The sequence below is a fragment of the Variovorax robiniae genome, from assembly GCF_037889955.1.
Classification (GTDB): Bacteria; Pseudomonadota; Gammaproteobacteria; order Burkholderiales; family Burkholderiaceae_C; genus Variovorax; species Variovorax robiniae.
In genome coordinates this window covers 129,483-148,525 of sequence record NZ_JBBKZS010000003.1, presented here as the reverse complement: position 1 = coordinate 148,525, position 19,043 = coordinate 129,483, and the positions used below count along the sequence as shown (strand labels likewise).

The 19,043-nt window shown below is 67.5% G+C and carries 22 protein-coding genes and 1 other RNA gene; 13 read left to right on the top strand and 10 right to left on the bottom strand.

Annotated elements, in window-relative coordinates:
- Positions 1–28: 28 nt before the first annotated feature.
- Both WKW79_RS08880 and WKW79_RS08875 read right to left on the bottom strand, forming a co-directional pair.
- Entirely contained in the window at positions 29–583 is a 555-nt protein-coding gene (locus WKW79_RS08880; protein ID WP_340334774.1) for a TRAP transporter small permease, read from the bottom strand.
- Positions 584–701: 118 nt separating this feature from the next.
- Positions 702–1,076 carry a GFA family protein gene (locus WKW79_RS08875; RefSeq protein WP_340334773.1) on the bottom strand — a complete coding sequence of 125 codons (375 nt, stop codon included), beginning with the start codon at positions 1,074–1,076 and terminating at the stop codon, positions 702–704.
- Between the two features lie 51 nt (positions 1,077–1,127).
- Here WKW79_RS08875 and pyrC point away from each other — a divergent pair, with 51 nt between their 5' ends.
- From pyrC to htpX, 5 genes are all read left to right on the top strand, one after another.
- Entirely contained in the window at positions 1,128–2,168 is a 1,041-nt protein-coding gene (gene pyrC / locus WKW79_RS08870) for a dihydroorotase (RefSeq protein ID WP_340334772.1), read from the top strand.
- A complete protein-coding gene (locus WKW79_RS08865) occupies positions 2,168–2,965 on the top strand; it encodes an NYN domain-containing protein (RefSeq protein WP_340334771.1) in 798 nt (265 codons plus the stop codon). Before pyrC ends, WKW79_RS08865 begins: the two co-directional genes overlap by 1 nt.
- A gap of 26 nt (positions 2,966–2,991) precedes the next feature.
- A complete protein-coding gene (locus WKW79_RS08860) occupies positions 2,992–3,864 on the top strand; it encodes an NYN domain-containing protein (protein ID WP_340334770.1) in 873 nt (290 codons plus the stop codon).
- Positions 3,865–3,917: 53 nt separating this feature from the next.
- Entirely contained in the window at positions 3,918–4,652 is a 735-nt protein-coding gene (locus WKW79_RS08855) for a DUF3025 domain-containing protein (protein WP_340334769.1), read from the top strand.
- A 104-nt stretch (positions 4,653–4,756) separates the two neighbouring features.
- The gene (gene htpX / locus WKW79_RS08850) at positions 4,757–5,632 is read left to right on the top strand and encodes a protease HtpX (RefSeq protein ID WP_340334768.1); all 876 of its coding nucleotides are present in this window, start codon (positions 4,757–4,759) and stop codon (positions 5,630–5,632) included.
- A 129-nt stretch (positions 5,633–5,761) separates the two neighbouring features.
- Here htpX and WKW79_RS08845 read toward each other — a convergent pair whose 3' ends face one another.
- The gene (locus WKW79_RS08845) at positions 5,762–6,322 is read right to left on the bottom strand and encodes a VUT family protein (RefSeq protein ID WP_340334767.1); all 561 of its coding nucleotides are present in this window, start codon (positions 6,320–6,322) and stop codon (positions 5,762–5,764) included.
- A complete protein-coding gene (locus WKW79_RS08840) occupies positions 6,322–7,992 on the bottom strand; it encodes an NAD(P)/FAD-dependent oxidoreductase (RefSeq protein ID WP_340334766.1) in 1,671 nt (556 codons plus the stop codon). Before WKW79_RS08840 ends, WKW79_RS08845 begins: the two co-directional genes overlap by 1 nt.
- An 84-nt stretch (positions 7,993–8,076) precedes the next feature.
- On the opposite strand from WKW79_RS08840, the gene WKW79_RS08835 reads away from it, so the two are divergent.
- Both WKW79_RS08835 and WKW79_RS08830 read left to right on the top strand, forming a co-directional pair.
- Complete coding sequence (locus WKW79_RS08835; protein ID WP_340334765.1) at positions 8,077–8,343, top strand: ribbon-helix-helix protein, CopG family; 267 nt, start codon at positions 8,077–8,079, stop codon at positions 8,341–8,343.
- The gene (locus WKW79_RS08830; RefSeq protein WP_340334764.1) at positions 8,318–8,740 is read left to right on the top strand and encodes a type II toxin-antitoxin system VapC family toxin; all 423 of its coding nucleotides are present in this window, start codon (positions 8,318–8,320) and stop codon (positions 8,738–8,740) included. The genes WKW79_RS08835 and WKW79_RS08830 overlap by 26 nt, the downstream gene beginning before the upstream one ends.
- Positions 8,741–8,821: 81 nt before the next feature.
- Here WKW79_RS08830 and cysK read toward each other — a convergent pair whose 3' ends face one another.
- A complete protein-coding gene (gene cysK, locus WKW79_RS08825; RefSeq protein ID WP_340334763.1) occupies positions 8,822–9,742 on the bottom strand; it encodes a cysteine synthase A in 921 nt (306 codons plus the stop codon).
- A gap of 64 nt (positions 9,743–9,806) precedes the next feature.
- Here cysK and rnpB point away from each other — a divergent pair.
- An RNA gene (rnpB, locus tag WKW79_RS08820) (RNase P RNA component class A) lies at positions 9,807–10,148 on the top strand.
- Between the two features lie 7 nt (positions 10,149–10,155).
- Here rnpB and WKW79_RS08815 read toward each other — a convergent pair.
- Both WKW79_RS08815 and WKW79_RS08810 read right to left on the bottom strand, forming a co-directional pair.
- A complete protein-coding gene (locus WKW79_RS08815; protein WP_340334762.1) occupies positions 10,156–10,911 on the bottom strand; it encodes an RNA pseudouridine synthase in 756 nt (251 codons plus the stop codon).
- Positions 10,908–12,581, bottom strand: a complete 1,674-nt coding sequence (locus tag WKW79_RS08810) for an MBL fold metallo-hydrolase (protein ID WP_340334761.1) — start codon at positions 12,579–12,581, stop codon at positions 10,908–10,910. Before WKW79_RS08810 ends, WKW79_RS08815 begins: the two co-directional genes overlap by 4 nt.
- 190 nt (positions 12,582–12,771) lie before the next feature.
- Between WKW79_RS08810 and WKW79_RS08805 the strand changes: the two genes are divergently transcribed.
- The 3 genes from WKW79_RS08805 to WKW79_RS08795 are packed head-to-tail and all read left to right on the top strand — an operon-like array spanning position 12,772 to position 14,875.
- On the top strand, positions 12,772–13,152 hold the full coding sequence (locus WKW79_RS08805; RefSeq protein ID WP_340334760.1) for a VOC family protein: 381 nt from the start codon (positions 12,772–12,774) through the stop codon (positions 13,150–13,152).
- 39 nt (positions 13,153–13,191) lie between these two features.
- The gene (locus WKW79_RS08800; protein ID WP_340335177.1) at positions 13,192–14,379 is read left to right on the top strand and encodes an amidohydrolase family protein; all 1,188 of its coding nucleotides are present in this window, start codon (positions 13,192–13,194) and stop codon (positions 14,377–14,379) included.
- 28 nt (positions 14,380–14,407) lie between these two features.
- Positions 14,408–14,875 (top strand): nucleoside deaminase, encoded by a 468-nt coding sequence (locus WKW79_RS08795; protein WP_340334759.1) that lies wholly within the window; start codon positions 14,408–14,410, stop codon positions 14,873–14,875.
- Here WKW79_RS08795 and dkgB read toward each other — a convergent pair whose 3' ends face one another.
- Together dkgB and WKW79_RS08785 are read right to left on the bottom strand one after the other, a co-directional pair.
- Complete coding sequence (gene dkgB / locus WKW79_RS08790) at positions 14,876–15,691, bottom strand: 2,5-didehydrogluconate reductase DkgB (protein ID WP_340334758.1); 816 nt, start codon at positions 15,689–15,691, stop codon at positions 14,876–14,878.
- 30 nt (positions 15,692–15,721) lie between these two features.
- Complete coding sequence (locus tag WKW79_RS08785; RefSeq protein WP_340334757.1) at positions 15,722–16,924, bottom strand: MFS transporter; 1,203 nt, start codon at positions 16,922–16,924, stop codon at positions 15,722–15,724.
- Between the two features lie 96 nt (positions 16,925–17,020).
- Here WKW79_RS08785 and WKW79_RS08780 point away from each other — a divergent pair, with 96 nt between their 5' ends.
- Positions 17,021–17,953 carry a LysR substrate-binding domain-containing protein gene (locus WKW79_RS08780; protein WP_340334756.1) on the top strand — a complete coding sequence of 311 codons (933 nt, stop codon included), beginning with the start codon at positions 17,021–17,023 and terminating at the stop codon, positions 17,951–17,953.
- On the opposite strand, the gene WKW79_RS08775 is transcribed toward WKW79_RS08780, so the two are convergent.
- Positions 17,920–18,510 (bottom strand): GNAT family N-acetyltransferase, encoded by a 591-nt coding sequence (locus WKW79_RS08775; RefSeq protein ID WP_340334755.1) that lies wholly within the window; start codon positions 18,508–18,510, stop codon positions 17,920–17,922. The genes WKW79_RS08780 and WKW79_RS08775 overlap by 34 nt on opposite strands.
- Before the next feature lie 173 nt (positions 18,511–18,683).
- Here WKW79_RS08775 and WKW79_RS08770 point away from each other — a divergent pair, with 173 nt between their 5' ends.
- Positions 18,684–19,028, top strand: a complete 345-nt coding sequence (locus tag WKW79_RS08770) for an I78 family peptidase inhibitor (protein WP_340334754.1) — start codon at positions 18,684–18,686, stop codon at positions 19,026–19,028.
- Positions 19,029–19,043: the final 15 nt, after the last annotated feature.

Sequence of the window (19,043 nt, the reverse complement as noted above, 5' to 3'; positions counted from 1 at the left end):
AGCAGCGAATCACGCGAAGCAAGCACCTTCATTCCGCGCCTCCCTCTTCGCGGCGACCACGTCGCACGAACAACCCGCAGGCCCGCAGCGCAATCGCCGTCGACACGATCGGCAACCAGATCGAATACCACCACTGCGGCACGCCGATCCCGGGCGAGGTCTCCTCGAACTTGTAGTCGTCCCACACCATCCGCAGGCTCAGCCCGGCGATCAGGAAGAACAGCGCCGCGACCATCACCGCGCCGAACTGCGACAGGCGCTTGCGCCGCGCCATCGAGCCGCTTTCCGAGAAGTACTCGATGCGGATGTGCCGGTCCCGCGCCACGGCAGCGGAGCCGGCCACCATCGCCAGCAGGATCATCAGGAACACCGAGAACTCCTCGGTCCAGGCGAAGGAGGCGTCGGTGACATAGCGCACCACCACGTTCGCGAAGGTGATGCAGGCCAGCAGCCCCATGATGATCACCGTGGCCCAGTCCTCGATGGCCAGCGGCACCTTGACGGGTTCGTCGGCGGCTTCGATCTCGGGGGGCAGGGGGCTCGCGGCGTCCAGCACGGGGCCGGATTCGTTGGGGGAAGACATCGGGGAAATGGGGAAGGGCCGCGCCCGCCAGTCGGGCATTTGGCGCGCCGAATCCTAACGCAGTGACATTCCGGGCGTATAGGACTTACCTTGACCTGCCGCGCAGCGCCTGTCGCGCCTATGCCAGCTTGCCGGCTTCCTGCTCCCAGTGCCGCCCGTCGAAGGCCGCGATCTCCGGCGATTCGGCCTGCAAGTCGTAGTCGTCCAGGCAGCGCACGTTCACGGTGTAGAGCTCCGGCGCCGCGCGCGGGCGGGTGAAGGTGTGGATGCCGCAGGTGGTGCAGAAATGGTGCTTCGCGACACGCGTGCCGAACTTGTAGGTGCCCAGAGTCGCATCGTCCCCGAGCAGCCGAAAGTTCTCCGGCGCTACGCGATGGTGCAGGATGCCCTTCTTCGTACACACCGAGCAATTGCATTGCGTGACGCGGTCGATCACGGTGTCGATCTCGAAACGGATGGCGCCGCAATGGCAGCTTCCTCGGTAGGTGGTCATGGGCCGATGCTACGTCGCGATACGGCCCGATGCGATGGGAGAATCGCCCCCATGACCCGCCCCGCAGACACCCTCACCATCACCCGCCCCGACGACTGGCACCTGCACGTGCGCGACGGCGCCGCGCTCGAAGCCGTCGTGCCGCATTCGGCGCGCCAGTTCGGCCGCGCGCTGATCATGCCCAACCTGCGCCCGCCGGTGACCACCGCGCAGCAGGCGATCGACTACCGCGAGCGCATCCTGGCCGCGGTCCCGGCCGGCCTGAAGTTCGAGCCCGTGATGTCGCTCTACCTTACCGACAAGCTGCCGCCCGAGGAAATCGCCCTGGCCGCGCAAGCCGGCGTGCGCGCCCTCAAGCTCTACCCGGCCGGCGCCACCACCAACAGCGATGCCGGCGTGACCGACATCCGCAAGACCTACAAGACGCTGGAAGCGATGCAGAAGCACGGCCTGCTGCTGCTGATCCACGGCGAAGTGACCGACCCCGCCATCGACCTGTTCGACCGCGAAGCCGCCTTCGTCGACCGCGTGATGATCCCGCTGCGCCGCGACTTCCCGGAGCTCAAGATCGTGTTCGAGCACCTGACCACGAAGGAGGGCGCCCACTACGTGCGCGACGCCGGCCCATTCACGGCAGCCACGATCACCGCGCACCACCTGCTCTACAACCGCAACGCCATCTTCACCGGCGGCATCCGCCCGCACTACTACTGCCTGCCGGTGCTCAAGCGCGAGACACACCGCCTGGCGCTGGTCGAGGCGGCCACCAGCGGCAGCGACCGCTTCTTCCTCGGCACCGACAGCGCCCCGCACGCCGCACACCTCAAGGAGCACGCACTCGGCTGCGCCGGCTGCTACACCGCGCTCACCGCCATCGAGCTGTATGCGGAAGCCTTCGACAACGCCGGCGCACTCGACAAGCTCGAAGGCTTCGCCAGCTTCCACGGCCCCGCCTTCTACGGCCTGCCGCGCCACACCGACACCGTCACGCTGAAGCGCGAAACGTGGACCGTGCCGGAAACTGTGCCCTACGGCGACGCCACGCTCAAGCCATTGCGCGGCGGCGAAACGCTGAACTGGAAACTCGTGTAATGAGTGCCCTCGGGGCCGGTGCATCTACGACGGCAAAGAATCTGGCGGTCTTCATTGACGCAGACAATTTGAACGATGCGACTGCGCTCGATCATGTGCTGCTGACGGTCCGCTCCCTGGCGGACCGCGTTATTTACCGACGAGCGTACGGGCGGCCGGAAAGCCTCAAGAGCATTCATGCGGTCCTGTGGCGCCACGGCGTTCGGCCTGTCGCCAACCTGATCGTCGACAAGACCACGACGGACAGCGCGCTGGTCATTGATGCGGTGGAGGCGGTGTGCACGAATGACATCCATATCGTCGCGATCTGCTCGGGCGATGCCGACTTCGTCCCGCTTGCCACCTGGCTGAGAGAGAAGGGCTGCCGCGTGCTCTGCTACAGCCTGGCCAACAAGATCTTCGCCAATTCCGAGAGCTTTTACGACGATGTCGTGCTGCTGGATGTTGTGGAGCCGGAGTCGCCGCCCGATTCGGAGGCCAAGGTCGCTGCGCCGGCGCAGGCTTCGCCGAGCCAAGCCACCGCGGCGCCAACGGAGGCGCCTCCGAATCAGGTCAAGCCGACGCCACCGGCGGTCTCTTCGACCGTGGTGGCTGTGCCCTCGGTGAAGAATATCCTGGCCGTCCTTCCTGAACTCAGGACCAACAAGCCCTTGCACCTCAGCAAAGCGGCGAGGAAGCTTCGCGATGCGGGCGTGCTCGGCGAGAAATCGAGTTCGACGCCGCTCTTTCGACGCTTTCCCGCACAGTTTGAACTGCTCCCTCCTGAGCAGCCAAACACCGTCAAGTACCGAGGCTGACGAACTCCAAGAACTGGATTGCTCATATGAATGCCATGCCCAAGGTGATGCTCCTGATCGACGCCGACAACGTCTCGGCCGACGTGATGGAGCAGGCGGTGCACAAGGTGATGACCGAGCACGGCCACCTGCACATCCGGCGCGCCTATTGCACGGCCGAAGTCGCCTTGAAGCATCAGTCCCTGTTCAAGCGCCTCGGCGTGCGGCCCATGGTGAACCTCGCGGCCGGCAAGAACAGCACCGACATCGCGCTCGCCGTCGATGCGATGGACCTGGCCGTCAGCGAGCGGCCGCAGGTGGTCTACCTGGTGTCGTCGGACTCCGACTTCGCGCCGCTGGTGATCCGGCTGCGCGAGAAGGGCTGCCGCGTCTGCGGCATCGGGCAGCAGGGCAAGACCGGCGACGAAACCACTGCGGCCTACGACGCGTTCACCGACTTGCAGCATCAGAGCAAGTCGGCTCGCAGCAGCACGACCGCGGCGCCGTCCGTGCCGGCCGCGCGCACCGCGGCACGCAAGACTGCCGCAAAGGCCGCCGCAAGAAGCGCTTCCAACGGGGCCGTGAGCGAGACGGCGAGTGGGGCTCCGAGCGACGCCCCCGCCAAGACACCTCGCGCCAAGGCGGCGCCCGCCACAAGGAAGGCGGCAGCCAAGTCCGCCGCCAAGAAAAGCGCCAAGGCATCGGCCGCATCGGAGGCCGCCGAATTCATCCTCCAGGCCGTGCCCGCATTGCGCGACGGCACCGAGGTCGCGCTCAACGACGTGGCGCAGGCGCTGCGCGCAGCCAAGCTGCTCGGCAAGCACGCCAGTTCCATCAAGTTGTTCGAGAAGCTGCCGGCGGAGTTCGCTGTGTTGCAGCACCCGGACCGCATCCGCTGGATCGGCGCGCCAGCACCGTAGCGTCTCGAACCGGATATTCCTCATCCGGCGAACTCCCATTTCGACTCACTGGCATGCCGCCGATCGACTGGTCCCGCGAATGGCTGGCGCCCTGGCGCGTGCCGGGCGAATCGCTGGAGCCCGTCGCCGCGCGTACATCGACCGCGCAAGCGTTGCAGGCCGCGGCGCCAGCGGGTTCGCCGCACTTCGTGCCGCACGACCAACTGCCCGCCGACGAAGCCTACGAAGCCTTCATCCACCGCACTGGCACCGTGCCCACGCGCGACAACATGCACGACTTCTTCAACGGCCTCGTGTGGTTGAAGTGCCCGCAGGCCAAGTGCCGCCTGAACCAGTTGCAGGCCGCCGAGATCGCACGCGCCGGTATCGGTGCCACGCGCGGACCCTTGCGCGATGCACTCACGCTGTTCGACGAAAACGGCGCCGTGCTCGATGCGCCGCCGGCTCTTTGGGCCGCGCTCGTCGCACGTGACTGGCAGCGGCTTTTCGTCAGCGAGCGCGCGTTGTGGCAGCAGGCGCGGCTCCTGATCTTCGGCCATGCCCTGATGGAAAAACTGGTCTTTCCGCGCAAGCAGCACACGGCGCATATCCTGCGTGCACCGGGCCCCGATCCCTCCATCCCGAATGACGATGCGGCCATTGCCACCGCCCTTGATGCAGCGCACCTCGCGACCAAGCCCTTCGTGCCCTTGCCGGTGCTCGGCGTGCCCGGCTGGTGGGCCGACAACAGGAACTTTTGCTTCTATGATGACCCTGACGTTTTTCGTCCGCGCCGCTCCCCTGAGTAGAAAAACAACCCACACGGGAAAAGCGATGAGCGCAGCTTGAATCGGACCACCCGGCCCTCATCTGCGCGCTGGTGTCACCCGGTGTTCCCCACGGAGAAATCAACTTGAAACGCATCCTTCTTTTTGTGCTGACCAACGTGCTCGTCGTCGCGGTGCTCGGCGTCGTCGCGAGCCTGCTCGGCGTCAACCGCTACCTCACGGCCAACGGGCTCAACCTCACGGCGCTGCTCGGCTTCGCGCTGGTGATGGGCTTCGGCGGCGCGATCATCTCGCTCCTGATCAGCAAGCCGATGGCCAAGTGGTCGTCGGGCCTGCGCATGATCGACAACCCGCAGAACGCCGACGAGGCCTGGATCGTCGACACCGTGCGCAAGTTCGCCGACAAGGCCGGCATCGGCATGCCCGAGGTCGGCATCTTCGAAGGCGAGCCCAATGCCTTCGCCACCGGCGCCTTCAAGAATTCGTCGCTGGTCGCGGTGTCGACCGGCCTGCTGCAAGGCATGACGCACGAGGAGATCGAGGCCGTGATCGGCCACGAGGTGGCGCACATCGCCAACGGCGACATGGTCACGATGACGCTGATCCAGGGCGTGATGAACACCTTTGTCGTGTTCCTGTCGCGCGTGATCGGCTACGCGGTCGATTCCTTCCTGCGCCGCGGCGACGACCGCAGCTCCGGCCCCGGCATCGGCTACATGATTACTACCATCGTGCTCGACATCGTGCTGGGCTTTGCCGCCGCCATCGTGGTGGCCTGGTTCTCGCGCCAGCGCGAGTTCCGCGCAGATGCGGGCGCCGCGCAACTGATGGGCCGCAAGCAGCCGATGATGAACGCGCTGGCGCGCCTGGGCGGCCTGCCCGCGGGCGAACTGCCGAAGGCGGTCGAGGCGATGGGTATCACCGGCAAGATGGGCCAGCTGTTCGCCACACACCCGCCGATCGAGGAGCGCATCGCGGCGTTGCAGAACGCGAAGGGTTGAGCGAAGTTCACGCGCGTCGCGCGATGAAAAAGGGGCTGGTCGAATGGACCGGCCCTTTTTTTCGCCGCTTCGTTCAATCGGGATTTCGGCGCTGTAACCGGAACACGGCAAGTGGCGTTCTTGCGAGCCTCAGTCCGACCCGGCAATGGCAGCGGAGGGCGGCATGGTCGTCCGCCCCATCAGCAACCTGAACGGCAGCAGCATCGCCACCCCGACACCCCGCTTGACCATCAGGTCACCCACGGCCCAACTGAGCCACGGCCCACCTTCGCCGGCAAAGGCCACACCCCAGAACACGATGCTGTCGAGCACTGCCGCGACGACGGTCGCGATCAGCGGGCCACGCCACCACAGCGCGCGGCGCAGCCGGTCGAACACGCGGATATCGAGCAACTGCGACGCGATGAATGCAAGGCCGGAGGCCAGCGCGATGCGCATCGGCGCCAGCGCCAGCGAGGCGACGATGGCCACCGCGAATCCGAACCAGGCCACGCGCCGCGCCACGCCCGGGCCGAAGCGCCGGTTGACCAGGTCGCTCACCAGGTAGGCCACCGGATAGGTGAAGGCGCCCCAGGTCAGCCAGTCGTTGATGGCGAATTGCACGAGGATGTTGGAGGCCAGCACCACGACGGCCATCGCCAGCGTGGCCACGGCGAACTGGCCCAGTGTCGGACGTGTGAAGGGCTGCATCACAGGCTCGCCGTCCGATCCTGCGCCGCATCGGCCAGCACGCTGCGCGCCACGGCTTCCGCGACCTTGATGCCATCCACGCCCGCCGACAGGATGCCGCCCGCGTAGCTCGCGCCTTCGCCGGCCGGATAGAGGCCACGCACGTTGAGGCTTTGCAGGTCTTCTCCGCGCGTGATCTTGATGGGCGATGACGTGCGTGTTTCCACGCCAGTCAGCACAGCATCGTGCAGGTCGAAGCCCTTGATCTTGCGGCCGAACACCGGGAAGGCCTCGCGCATGGCCTCGATGGCATAGGCGGGCAGCGCCTGGTGCAGATCGGTCGGCGTCACGCCCGGTTTGTACGAGGGCTCGACGTTGCCGAGCGCAGTCGACGGATTGCCTGCAACGAAGTCACCAACCAGTTGCCCCGGCGCGCGGTAATCGCCGCCGCCGAGCACGAAGGCATTCGACTCCAATTCACGTTGCAGGGCGATTCCGGCCAGCGCATCCCCCGGCGTATCGGCCGACCAGCCGGGGAAATCGCGCGGATCGATGCCCACCACGATGCCCGCGTTCGCATTGCGCTCGTTGCGCGAATACTGGCTCATGCCGTTGGTGACCACGCGTCCCGGCTCGCTCGTCGCCGCGACCACGGTGCCGCCCGGGCACATGCAGAAGCTGTAGACCGAGCGCCCGTTGCTCGCGTGGTGCACCAGCTTGTAGTCGGCCGCGCCCAGCAGCGGATGGCCGGCATGGCGGCCCCAGCGCGCGCGGTCGATCAGGCCCTGCGGATGTTCGACGCGGAAACCGATCGAGAAAGGCTTGGCCTCGACGTGCACGCCGCGCTCATGCAGCATCGCGAAGGTGTCGCGCGAGCTGTGGCCGAGCGCCATCACCACATGGTCGGCGCGCACCTGGCTCGTCACGCCCGTGGCCTGGTCCAGCACCGTCAGCCCGCGGATATGGCCGCCCTCGATCAGCACGTCGGTCACGCGCTGCTCGAAGCGCACCTCGCCGCCGAGTGCGATGATCTCCGCGCGCATCGTCTCGACGACCTTCACCAGCTTGAACGTGCCGATGTGCGGATGCGCGACGTAGAGGATCTCCGGCGGCGCGCCGGCCTTGACGAACTCCTCCATCACCTTGCGGCCGAGGAAGCGCGGGTCCTTGATCTGGCTGTAGAGCTTGCCATCCGAGAAGGTGCCGGCGCCGCCTTCGCCGAACTGCACGTTCGACTCGGGATTCAGCACGCTCTTGCGCCACAGGCCCCAGGTGTCCCTGGTGCGCTGGCGCACCGTCTTGCCGCGCTCCAGCACGATCGGCTTGAAGCCCATCTTGGCCAGCATCAGCGCCGCGAAGATGCCGCAGGGGCCGAAGCCGACCACCACCGGACGCACGGGAACGTCCGCGGGCGCCTGCGCAGGCACGCGGTAGACCATGTCCGGCGTCGGCATCACGCGCGGGTTGCCGGCCAGCTTGGCGAACAGTTGCGCCTCGCGCGACGGGTCGGTGAGCGTCACGTCGACGATGTAGACCTGCAACAGGTCGACCTTGCGGGCGTCGAAGCTGCGCTTGAAGACATGGATGTTGGCAATGGCGTCGGCGTCGACGCCGAGCAGGCCGTGCACCGCGCGCGGCAAGGCGTCGGAGGGCGGGTCGAGGGGGAGCTTGATTTCGGAGAGGCGGATCATGGCGAGCGGCCCGTGGTGATCGGGCAGGTGGCGGCAATCGGAACCCCTATTGTATTACACTCATGTAATACGCACGCTGCTGCCATGACCCTCTCCATCCGATTGCCTGCCGAAGACGAAACGCTGCTCGAACGCGCGGCCGCCGCGCTGCGCGTCAGCAAGTCCGAGTTCATCCGCCGCAGCATCGCCGCCTACGCGAGCAAGGTCCTGCCGGCCGAGCAACTGGTGGCCGAGATCGACGCGATGTACATCGGCAAGGGTGGCGGCCTGCGCCAACCCGAGAGCGTTGCCAACCCGACCAAGCGTGCCGTGCTGGAACGTCTGCGTGAAAAGCACGGATACGCTCGCTGATACCGGCTTCCTGGTCGCCCTTTTCAACGATGGCGACGCGCACCACTCCGGCGCGGTGGCCATGCTCCGGCAGTTGGCTGGGCAACGGCTCTATACCTGCTGGGAAGTGCTGACCGAGGCGAGCCACCTGCTCGACGACACCGCCTGGCTCAACCTGCTGCGTTGGGCGGCCGCGGGACGCTTGACCGTACTGTCGAGCGACCCGGCAGATCTGGCGGCCATCGCCGATTTCACAGAGCGCTGCAGCGACGGTGGCGCCGATCTGGCCGACGTGGCGCTGGTGTTCGCCGCGGACAGGACCGGCATCTACAACGTACTGACTGTCGATCGCAGCGATTTCGATCGGTATCGCACGCCACAGGGCAAGCGCCTGAAGCGCCTCTGGCTCAAGGACTGAGCTCGAAGCCACAAGAAAGGCCGGCCAACGCTCACGCGTTGCCGGCCCGCTCAGGCGATCTGTCGCAACAGGCGGCCAGGGCTACGCGGGCAGGAAGCCTTCGACCGACAGATACCGCTCCCCCGTGTCGTAGTTGAACCCCAGCACGACCGCATTGGCCGGCAGCTCAGGCAGCTTCTGCGCGATGGCGGTCAGCGTGGCGCCAGATGAAATCCCGATCAGCATGCCTTCCTCGCGCGCACAACGCCGCGCCATCTCGCGGGCCGGTTCGGCATCGACCTGGATCACGCCGTCGAGCAGGCTGGTGTCCAGGTTCTTCGGGATGAAGCCGGCGCCGATGCCCTGGATCGGATGCGGCGAAGGCTGTCCCCCCGAGATCACCGGCGAAGCGACCGGCTCGACGGCGAACACCTTGAGCTTGGGCCACTTCTTCTTCAGCACCTGCGCGCAGCCGGTGATGTGGCCGCCGGTGCCGACGCCGGTGATGAGCACGTCGATGCCCTCCGGAAAGTCCGCCGCGATTTCCTCGGCCGTGGTGCGCACATGCACGTCGATGTTGGCCGGGTTGTTGAACTGCTGCGGCATCCAGGCGCCGGGCGTGGAGGCGACGATCTCCTCGGCGCGCGCGATGCAGGCCTTCATGCCGCCCGCGCGCGGCGTGAGATCGAAGCTGGCGCCATAGGCCAGCATCAGGCGGCGGCGCTCGACCGACATGGAGTCGGGCATCACCAGCACCAGCTTGTAGCCCTTCACGGCTGCGACCATCGCCAGGCCGATGCCGGTGTTGCCCGAGGTCGGCTCGACGATGGTGCCGCCGGGCTTCAGCGCACCGGACTTCTCCGCGTCCTCCACCATCGACAGCGCGATGCGGTCCTTGATCGAGCCGCCCGGGTTGGCGCGCTCCGACTTGATCCAGACCTGCTGCGTCGCATCGCCGAACAGGCGCTGGATGCGGATGTGCGGCGTGCGGCCGATGGTGTCGAGGATGCTCTGGGCTTTCATGGATTCGGACTCCTGGATGGTCAAGAAACGGTGACGGCGATTGTGGCGGGATAATGCTGCCTGTGAAGCACGCCGGACCGCCGCTGGTGCAAGTCTCGAAAGAGCGCACTGGAGGAACGTCCGGACTGCACAGGACAGCGCAGGAGTTAACGACTCTCCACCGTGAGGTGAGGATCAGAGCAACAGAGACGAGTCGGTGACGGGGCAACCCGGCATCGGGTGAAACGGGCAATCTCTGCGCGCAGCAACACCAAGTAGGCCAGTATCGAGGTGGTTCCGCTGAGCTGGCGGGTAGGTGGCATCGAGCCGTCCGGGTGACCGGCGGCCCAGATTAATGGCGGTCACGCCGGGTGCGTCGCAAGAGGCATCCGGTGCACAGAATCCGGCTTACAGGCGTGCTTCACACTTTTATTTCAGACGCGCTCGCCCGGCGCCATGAAGCGCCATTCCCCCACTTCCAGCCCCGCCAACGGCAAGCGTCCCACGCGGATGCGCTTCATCTGCAGGATGCGCAGCCCCACCATGTCGCACATCTGCGCGATCTGGCCCGGCCAGCTGCCCTTGATGGCAAAGCGCAGCCCCGTGCGTGCCTCGGTCTGGCGGCCGATGCTGACCTTGGCTGGCAGCATGGCCCGGCCGTCGATGACGGGCGACTGGTTGAGCCGGTGCAACGCCGCGGCATCCACCGGGCCCTCCACATCCACCATCACTTCGTTCTCGATCAGCCCGGCATCCTCGACCAGCTTGCGCTGCACGCGGGGCTCCTGCGTGAACACGATCAGCCCGCTGGCGCCGGTCTCGATCGGCGTGAAGCATTGCTGCCCCGCAAAGTGACGCTGCAGCGCGGGCCGCCGGTCACTCTCGCTGTGCTTCTTCGCCACCAGCAGCTTGGCCAACGGCGCATCGAAGGCGATGCCGGCAGGCTTGTGCAGCAGCAGCGTCACCGGCTCGACGGCCACCGGGCGGGCGCCGCTGGCTATCTCGACCTGCTGTTCGTCGCGCACGCGCCGGGCCGGGACTTCGACAACATGACCATCGACGCGCACCGCGCCGTTCTCGATCAGCAATTCCGCTTCCCGGCGCGACACGTTGGCCATGGCGGCCACGCGCTTGGCCAGGCGGATGCCTTCTTCCTCGTCCTGGACTGCGTCGGCGCGTTGTTTCGTCATGTCTGCGCCAGCGACCGAATGCGCTCCACATGCGCCTGCAGCGAGCGCGCCGCGACCGGCCACATGCGCGAGGGCACGTCGTCGTAGGCGATGGGCAGCCAGTCGTCCGACGTGCCGTCGGGCTGCTGGCGCATGGCGGCGGCGATCTTGGCCTCGCGCTTGAGGCGGTGCGCCTTGAGGCGCGCGATGGCGCCGCGCGCCTGGCCCAGCACGTAGCCGTGCGCGGGCAGGATGAACTCGACCGCATGCGCCACGCAGGTCTCGTCGAGCAGGTCCAGCGACTGAAGGTAGGCGGTCATGTTGCCGTCGGGCGGATCGATCACGGTGGTGCTGCCGTTGAGGATGTGATCGCCGCTGAACAGCAGGCCGTCCTCTTCCAGCAGCAGGCACAGGTGGTTGGCCGCGTGGCCGGGTGTGTGGATCACGCGCAGCGTGTGCGTCGGGGCGGGCACGCCGTCGGCCGGCAATTCCTGCGCGGACAGCGTGATGCGTTCCTGGTTGGCCAAGGCGCGGTCCGGCGTGAAGCGTGCGGTGGCGCGTGCGCTGGACGCCGAAGGCAGGCCCAGGATCGGCGGGCGTTGCTTCTTGCACAGCGCCTGCAAAGGCAGCGCGCCCGGCGAATGATCGGCATGCGAATGGGTGCAGATGATGGCGCGGATGTCGCCTTGGGTGATGCGCCACAGGCGGCCGATGTGATCGAAGTGGTTCGGGCCGGGGTCGATCACGAGGTAGCCGGTGGCCGCATCGCCCACGATGTAGGTGTTGGTGCCGGGGCCGGTCATCGCACTGGGGTTGGGCGCGGTGAGGCGCATCACGTTCTTGAGCAGGCGCACCGGCTCCTCGGCTTGCCAGTCGAGCGCATGCAGCATCTGGCCGTCCGGGCAGACCAGAGCGAGTTCGCCGAAAGGCGATTCGTGCTCCATGTAGCGCATCTCCTTGCCGCCCAGCAGGCCGCCGCGCGGGCAACTGGTCCACAGCGGCTGCTCGCGGCCGCAGGCGGCGATCACGGCGTCGACGGTGTCGAAGGCGGCCAGCTTCTCCAGCGTGCGCACGGTCGGGAAGATCATGAAGAAGCGCTTCTTCGCATGGCGCTCCAAGGCATCGGTGGGGCGCACCCAGCAGGGCTCGAACTGCTCCGCCTCGTCGGCCACGGCCACCTGGTTGTCGGGCATGCGCGCGACGAGGAATGGCACGTCGAAGCGCTTGGGCAGGTCGCGGTCGGTGATCCAGTGCGCGAAGGTGTAGATCTCGTCGGCGGCCAGCCGCAGCCCCTTCACCGCGCACTGGGCGGCCAGCGGCATCGCGGGCGGATTGCCGCGGTCCATGGCGGCCACCTCGGCGCCGCTGACCATGCGGCCATCGTCGGTGTGGCGTGCCAGCAGGATGCCCAGTTCCTCGAAGCACTCGCGGATGGCCGCGATCGATTGCGTCAACTGTAGCCGGCTCTGCGTGCGCCGGCGTGCGGCGATGGGACGCGCCTCGACGTCGTTGTCGTCGATGCGACCGCCCGGGAAGACGTAGGCGCCCGGCGCGAAGCTGGCGGTGTCGGAGCGCCGCGTCATCAGCACCTCGAGGCCGGCCGGCGTGTCGCGCAGCAGCAGCACCGTCGCGGCGGGCAGCAAGGGGGCGGGCGTGCGTGACGGATGGATTTGTTGGCTTGAGCGGACCATCGCAGCATTATCGGGAGACTGGCCCGGGCGTGCTGTCCCGCCCGGAAACCCGGATTGCGGATAACCCGCATTGCCCGTGGCGGCAGGCGCGGTCCGGATCTTGCGACGACTTCAAGCTGCCGGCGACCTGAACCGTTCGGCCGGCGCGGACGCTATGCTTCCCCACGAGCCAAGTCAAAGGAGAAGACGAATGCTGAAAAACAGCAAGGCCTTCAGCGGTTATTCGGTCGACGACATGACCATCGCGCTGTCGTTCTACGGCGAGACGCTGGGGCTGGACGTGTCGGAAGACGACGGCCTGATGACGCTGCACCTGGGCGGCGGAACCAAGGTGCTGGTCTACGTGAAGCCCAACCACGCGCCGGCCACCTACACCGTGCTCAACTTTCCGGTGAAAAACGTCGACCGGACCGTGACCGCGCTGAAGGAGCGCGGCGTGCGCTTCGAGTCCTACGACCTGCCGGGGCTGGAGACCGATTCCAACGACATCTGCCGCGACCCGGGCGGCCCGGTCATCGCGTGGTTTCGCGATCCGGCGGGCAACATCATCTCGGTGCTGGAGGAGCATTGAGGTGCTCCGGGAATGGCTGACGACGATCCGGGGCGAAGCATGGCCTCGCTGCTGATCCGCGACGTGCGGCCCGCCGGCGGTGCGCTGCTCGATGTGCTGGTGCAGGGCGGGCGCATCGCCGTGCTCGGCCCGTCCTTGCAGGCGCCGGCCGGTTGCGCGGTCGAAGAGGGCGGCGGCGCCTTGTTGCTGCCGGGCCTGGTCGAAGGCCACACCCATCTCGACAAGACGCTGTGGGGCATGGACTGGTACCGCAACGAGGTTGGCACGCGCCTGGTCGACAAGATCGACAACGAGCGTGCCTTCCGCCATGCCAGCGGCCATGATGCGGCCGACCAGTCGCTGGCCCTGGCCCGGGCCTTCCTGGCGCTCGGCACAACGCGCCTGCGCACCCATGTTGACATCGACACGCAGGCCGGCCTGCGGCACCTCGAAGGCGTGGTGCGTACGCGCGAGGCGATGGAGCGCCTGGGGCAGCAGATCCAGATCGTCGCCTTTCCGCAATCCGGCCTGCTGACCCGACCGGGCACGGCCGAACTGCTCGACCAGGCCATAAAGGCCGGCGCCAACGTGCTGGGCGGCCTCGACCCCTGCGCCATCGACGGCGACCCGGTGCGCTCGCTCGACGTGCTGTTCGGCCTCGCAGAACGCCACGGGTGCCCGCTCGACATCCACCTGCACGAGCCCGGCGCGATGGGCGCGTTCTCGCTCGACCTGATCCTGGACCGCACGCAGGCGCTGGGCATGCAGAACAAGGTCGCGATCAGTCATGGCTTCTGCCTGGGCGACCTGGCGCCGGCCGAGCGCGATCCCCTGCTGGCGCGCATGGCGGCGCTGGGCGTGGTGCTGGTCACCACCGGCTCGGCCTCGCGCAACGTTCCGCCCCTGATGGTGTGCCGACATGCCGGCGTGACCGTGTTCGGCGGCAACGACGGCATCCGCGACACCTGGTCGCCCTATGGCAACCCCGACATGCTGGAGCGCGCCATGCTGATCGGCCTGCGCTACAACCTGCGGCGCGACGATGAACTGGACGTCGCGCTGGACTGCGTGACCCATGCCGGCGCGCGCGCTTGCGGCTTCGAGGCCTACGGGCTGGTGCCGGGCGACCGCGCCGACCTGGTGCTGGTCGATGCCCAGACCGTGGCCCAGGCCATCGTGGCGCGGCCGGCGCGCAAGCTGGTCGTGGCCGGTGGCCAGATCGTCGCGCGCGACGGCGTCCTGATTTGAGGAGTGAGTTTTGTACGACGAGACATTCATGCGACGCGCCCTGGCCCTGTCGGCCCGCGCACTGGACACGCCGGGCACCGAGCCTTTCGGCGCGGTGGTGGTGAAGGACGGCGAGGTGGTCGGCGAGGGCTTCAATCATTCGGTCGCGCATTTCGACCCCACCTCGCATGGCGAAGTGGAAGCCATCCGCGATGCCTGCCGAAAGCTGGAGACGGTCGACCTGTCCGGCTGCGACCTTTACACCTCGTGCGAGCCCTGCGCGCTCTGCGCCGCGGCGATGCACATCGTGGGCATCCGGAAGCTCTACTACGCGGCGTCTCTGGCGCAATCGGGCGAGGCCTTCGCCAACGTCTCCGCGGCGGATCGCCACCCGATCGATGTCGAGACCTTGCGTGCCGAAGCCGGCGCGCCGCTGCATGAGCGCGCGCTGCCGGCGGAACAGAAGCTGGATGCGGAGGCGGTGCCGATCCTGCGGGCCTGGGCTGAGTCGCGTTGATCAGTCCCAGCGGGGCGCCAGTCCGTCTGGGCTGACGAGGCGCTCACCCCGGTCGAGCGCGGCGATCTGCCCCATCTCCGCGTTGCTCAGGCGCAGGGCCCGTGCCTTCAGATTGCTTTCTAGGTTCGCGGGCTTCGTCGAGGACGGGATCACCGCATGCCCCGACTGCATCGCCCAGGCCAGCGCCACCTGTGCCGTCGTCGCGCCATGCGCCAGTGCGATGCGTTGCAGCACGGGGTCATGCAGCACCTTGCCGTAGCCCAGCGTCATGTACGAACTGATGCCAATGCCCTGGCCGCGCGCGAACTCGACCAGCTTGCGGTTCTGCAAATAGGGATGCAACTCGACCTGGTTCGTCGCGATCTCCTGCGCGCCGACCGTGTCGATGGCCTGCCGCATCAGCGCGATGTTGAAGTTCGACACGCCGATGCGCTTCGTCAGCCCCTGCGCCTTGGCCTCGGCCAGCGCGCCCATGAACTCGGCCACCGGCACCGCGTTGGCGGGCGAGGGCCAGTGGATCAGCGTCAGGTCCACATGGTCCGTGCGCAGCTTCGCGAGGCTGTCCTTCAGGCTCTGCGCCAGCTTGGCCTGGGGGTAGTTGTCGGTCCAGATCTTGGTGGTGATGAAGAAGTCCTTGCGCGGCACGCCGCTTTCCGCGATGGCCTGGCCCACCTCGGCCTCGTTGCCATAGATCTGCGCCGTGTCGACGAGCCGGTAGCCGAGGGCGAGCCCGGTCTTGACCGAGTCGATGACGGTCTGGCCGGTCAGGCGGAAGGTGCCGAGGCCGAAGGCGGGGAGGGTGTTGTTCGTGTTCATGGTTTCAGTGCTTGAGATGAAAAGAGAAGTTCAGTGGCCGACCGGAACCGGCCCATGCGTGCGCATCGGGATGCCGGAGCGGCGATCGAGTACACCGCTCCACTGCGTCAGCGCCAGCGAGACCAGCACCACCAGCGCGCCGATCCAAGGCGTGTGCATCAGCCCCAGGTGCGTGACGATCAGCCCACCGGCCCAGGCCGCACCCGCAATACCGAGGTTGAAGGCCGCGATGTTCAGCCCCGAAGCCACGTCGACGGCTTGCGGCGTGAAGCGCTCCGCCTGCTTCACCACGTAGACCTGCAACCCCGGCACATTGCCGAAGGCGACCGCGCCCCAGGCCATCACGGTGAGCAGCGCCAGCCACTTGTGCGGCGCCGTGAAGTTGAAGACCAGCAGCACCGCGGCCAGCAGCGCGAAGATGATGCGCAGCGCCGGGATCGGCCCCATGCGGTCGGCCAGCTTGCCGCCCCAGATGTTGCCTATCGCCACCGACACGCCATACACCAGCATCACCCAGCCCACCGCGCCGGCGCTGAAGCCGGCCACGTCGGTGAGGATCGGCGCGAGGAAGGTGAACGGAATGAAGGTGCCGCCGTAGCCTATGGCTGTCTTGGCATAGACCAGCAGCAGGCGCGGCTCGGCCAGCACCTTGGCCTGCTGCGCCAGCGAGGCCGGCGGCGTGTGGCGGATGTCCTTCGGCACGAACAGCCAGCTGCCGACGAAGGCGATCACGCCCAGTGCCGACACGGCCAGGAAGGTCTCGCGCCAGCCGAAGTGCTGGCCGATGAAGGTGCCCAGCGGCACGCCCGTGACCAGCGCCACGGTGAGCCCGGTGAACATGATCGCGATGGCGCTGGCGGCCTTGTCCTTGGCGACGAGGCCGGTCGCAATCGTCGAGCCGATCGAGAAGAACACGCCATGCGCGAGGCCGGTGAGCACGCGTGCGGCCACCAGCGTCTCGTAGCTCGGCGCCTGCCAGGCCAGCAGGTTGCCCGTTGTGAACAGCGCCATCAGCCCCAGCAGCAACAGCTTGCGCGGCACCTTGCCGGTCAGTGCGGTCAGCACCGGCGCGCCGATCGCAACGCCCAGCGCATAGAGGCTGACCAGCAGGCCGGCCGAGGGTATGTCGATGCCGAGATCCGCGGCAACGGTGGGTAGCAGGCCGACGATCACGAACTCGGTCGTGCCGATGGCGAAGGCGCTGAGCGTCAGCGCGAAGAGGGCAATGGGCATGGAAGACAACTCCTGTGGGAAGGCACGGAGTGTCGGCCGATCGTCTTTGCAGAAAAACCCGTCAGTCGGCACAATTCTGTTGACTGCGAGTCAACAATGAAAACCACCCTCGAGGAATTGCAGGCCTTCGCCGCCGTGGTCGGCACGGGCTCCATCACTGCCGCGGCCGACCAGTTGGGGCAGACCGTCTCCGGCGTCAGCCGCGCGCTCGGCCGGCTGGAGAAGAAGCTCGACACCACCCTGCTGCGCCGGACCACGCGCCGCATCGAGCTCACCGAGGAGGGCCATGCCTTCCTTGTCCACACCCGCGCCATCCTGGCCTCCATCGACGATGCCGAGGAGCACATGGCCGCGCGCCGCCAGCAGCCCGCCGGGCGCCTGCGCGTGAACGCCGCCACGCCCTTCATGCTGCATGCCGTCGTGCCGCTGGTGCCCGAGTTCCGCCGCCGCTATCCGCAGATCACGCTGGAGCTGAACACCGACGAACTCAACATCGACCTGCTGGAGCGCCGCACCGACGTCGCCATCCGCATCGGCGATCTGCGCGATTCCACGCTGCATGCGCGGCCCCTCGCGACCAGTCGCCTGCGCCTGCTTGCGAGCCCGGCGTACCTCAAGGCACACGGCCGGCCGAAGGCGGTGGCCGATCTCGACAAGCACACGCTGCTCGGCTTCACGCACCTCGAATCGCTGAACCGCTGGCCCCTGCGCGGCGCGCACGGCGACGAGTGGCCCATCACGTCGACCATCGGCGCCTCGAATGGCGAGACGCTGCGCCTCCTCGCCTTGCAGGGCCAGGGCATCGTCTGCCTGTCGGACTTCATGACCGCGGGCGACCGCGAGCGCGGCGACCTGGTGCAGGTGCTGGCGAAGGACACGGTCGAAGTGCGCCAGGCCATCAACGCCGTCTACTACCGGAACACGCAACTCGCGGCGCGCATCGCCTGCTTCCTGGACTTCCTCGCCGCACACTTCGGCGAGGGGGCATGTTGGTCTCAGGCGAGTGGTGCGTCGAGTTCGATGCGATAGCGCAGTTCGCGATGGCCGCCGAGGGCCGGCACGGTCATGAACTCCTCGACCAGCACGCCGCCGTTGCGCACGATCACGCGCTGCGATGCCAGGTTGTCCGGCGCCGTGGTGATCTCCACGTATCGCAGGCCTTCGGCAGGCGCGTCGTGCAGCAAAAGCCGCAATGCCGCGGTGGCGTAGCCGCGCCCGCTCTTCCACGGCACCACCGCATAGCCGATGTGTCCCAGGCAGTAGTGCGGCAAGGTGTTGCTGCCGCGCTGCCAGCGAAAGCCGATGCTGCCGCAGAACTCCCCGTCCCAGATCCAGCGGCGATAGCCCGGCAGCTTGGGCACGGTCGAGCCGTCGGGCATGGGCACGGGCGGGCCGGCGCCTTCGCGATCGACCAGGCCAGCCAGGAAGGCGTCGGCGTCCTGCCGGATCCTTTCGATTTCCTCGCGCCCGGCTTCGGCGCGGAGGTTGTTGGGTGACCAGCCGCGTTCCAGCGCCGCGAGGTAACCGGGCAGGAACTCTTGGCCCGGCCAGACGAGGCGAGGCAAGGAGGAAGTGCGCGTGTTCATCGCGCTACGGTACCCGCCATTTGCACCCGCATCGACGGACCGCGCGGACGCCCGCACCGCGGCCGATTTAACTGCCGGCCTATCTCATGTTGCGCAGAGGGTCGCATCGGCGGCACGGCGGGACTGCGGGGCTACCATGCAACCCGTCGAAAACGAGAAAGCGGGGGTACCACATGAACTGGCTGGAATGCGCGCGAATCACAGGCGCAATATTGCTCGGCACGGCCGGCCTGACCGGCTGCCAGATGCGCGGCGACGTGCGGCCCCTGTCGTCTGAACTGGCACCGCCGCCTCGTTTCGCCGAAGGCATGCCTGAAGAGTGTCGCTCCACCGAAGCCCGCTTTGCGCTGGGCAAGCAGGTCGACGCGCAGTTGCTGGAGGACATGCGCCAGCGCACTGGTGCCCGCAGCGCGCGCAGTGTTCTGCCGACCGACCCGCCTGCGCGCGACGTGGATCCGAGGCGCCTGAATGTCGACGTCGAGGCGAGTGGCCGCATCGTCGGCGCACGCTGCGGCTGAACAAGGCCCAACGGG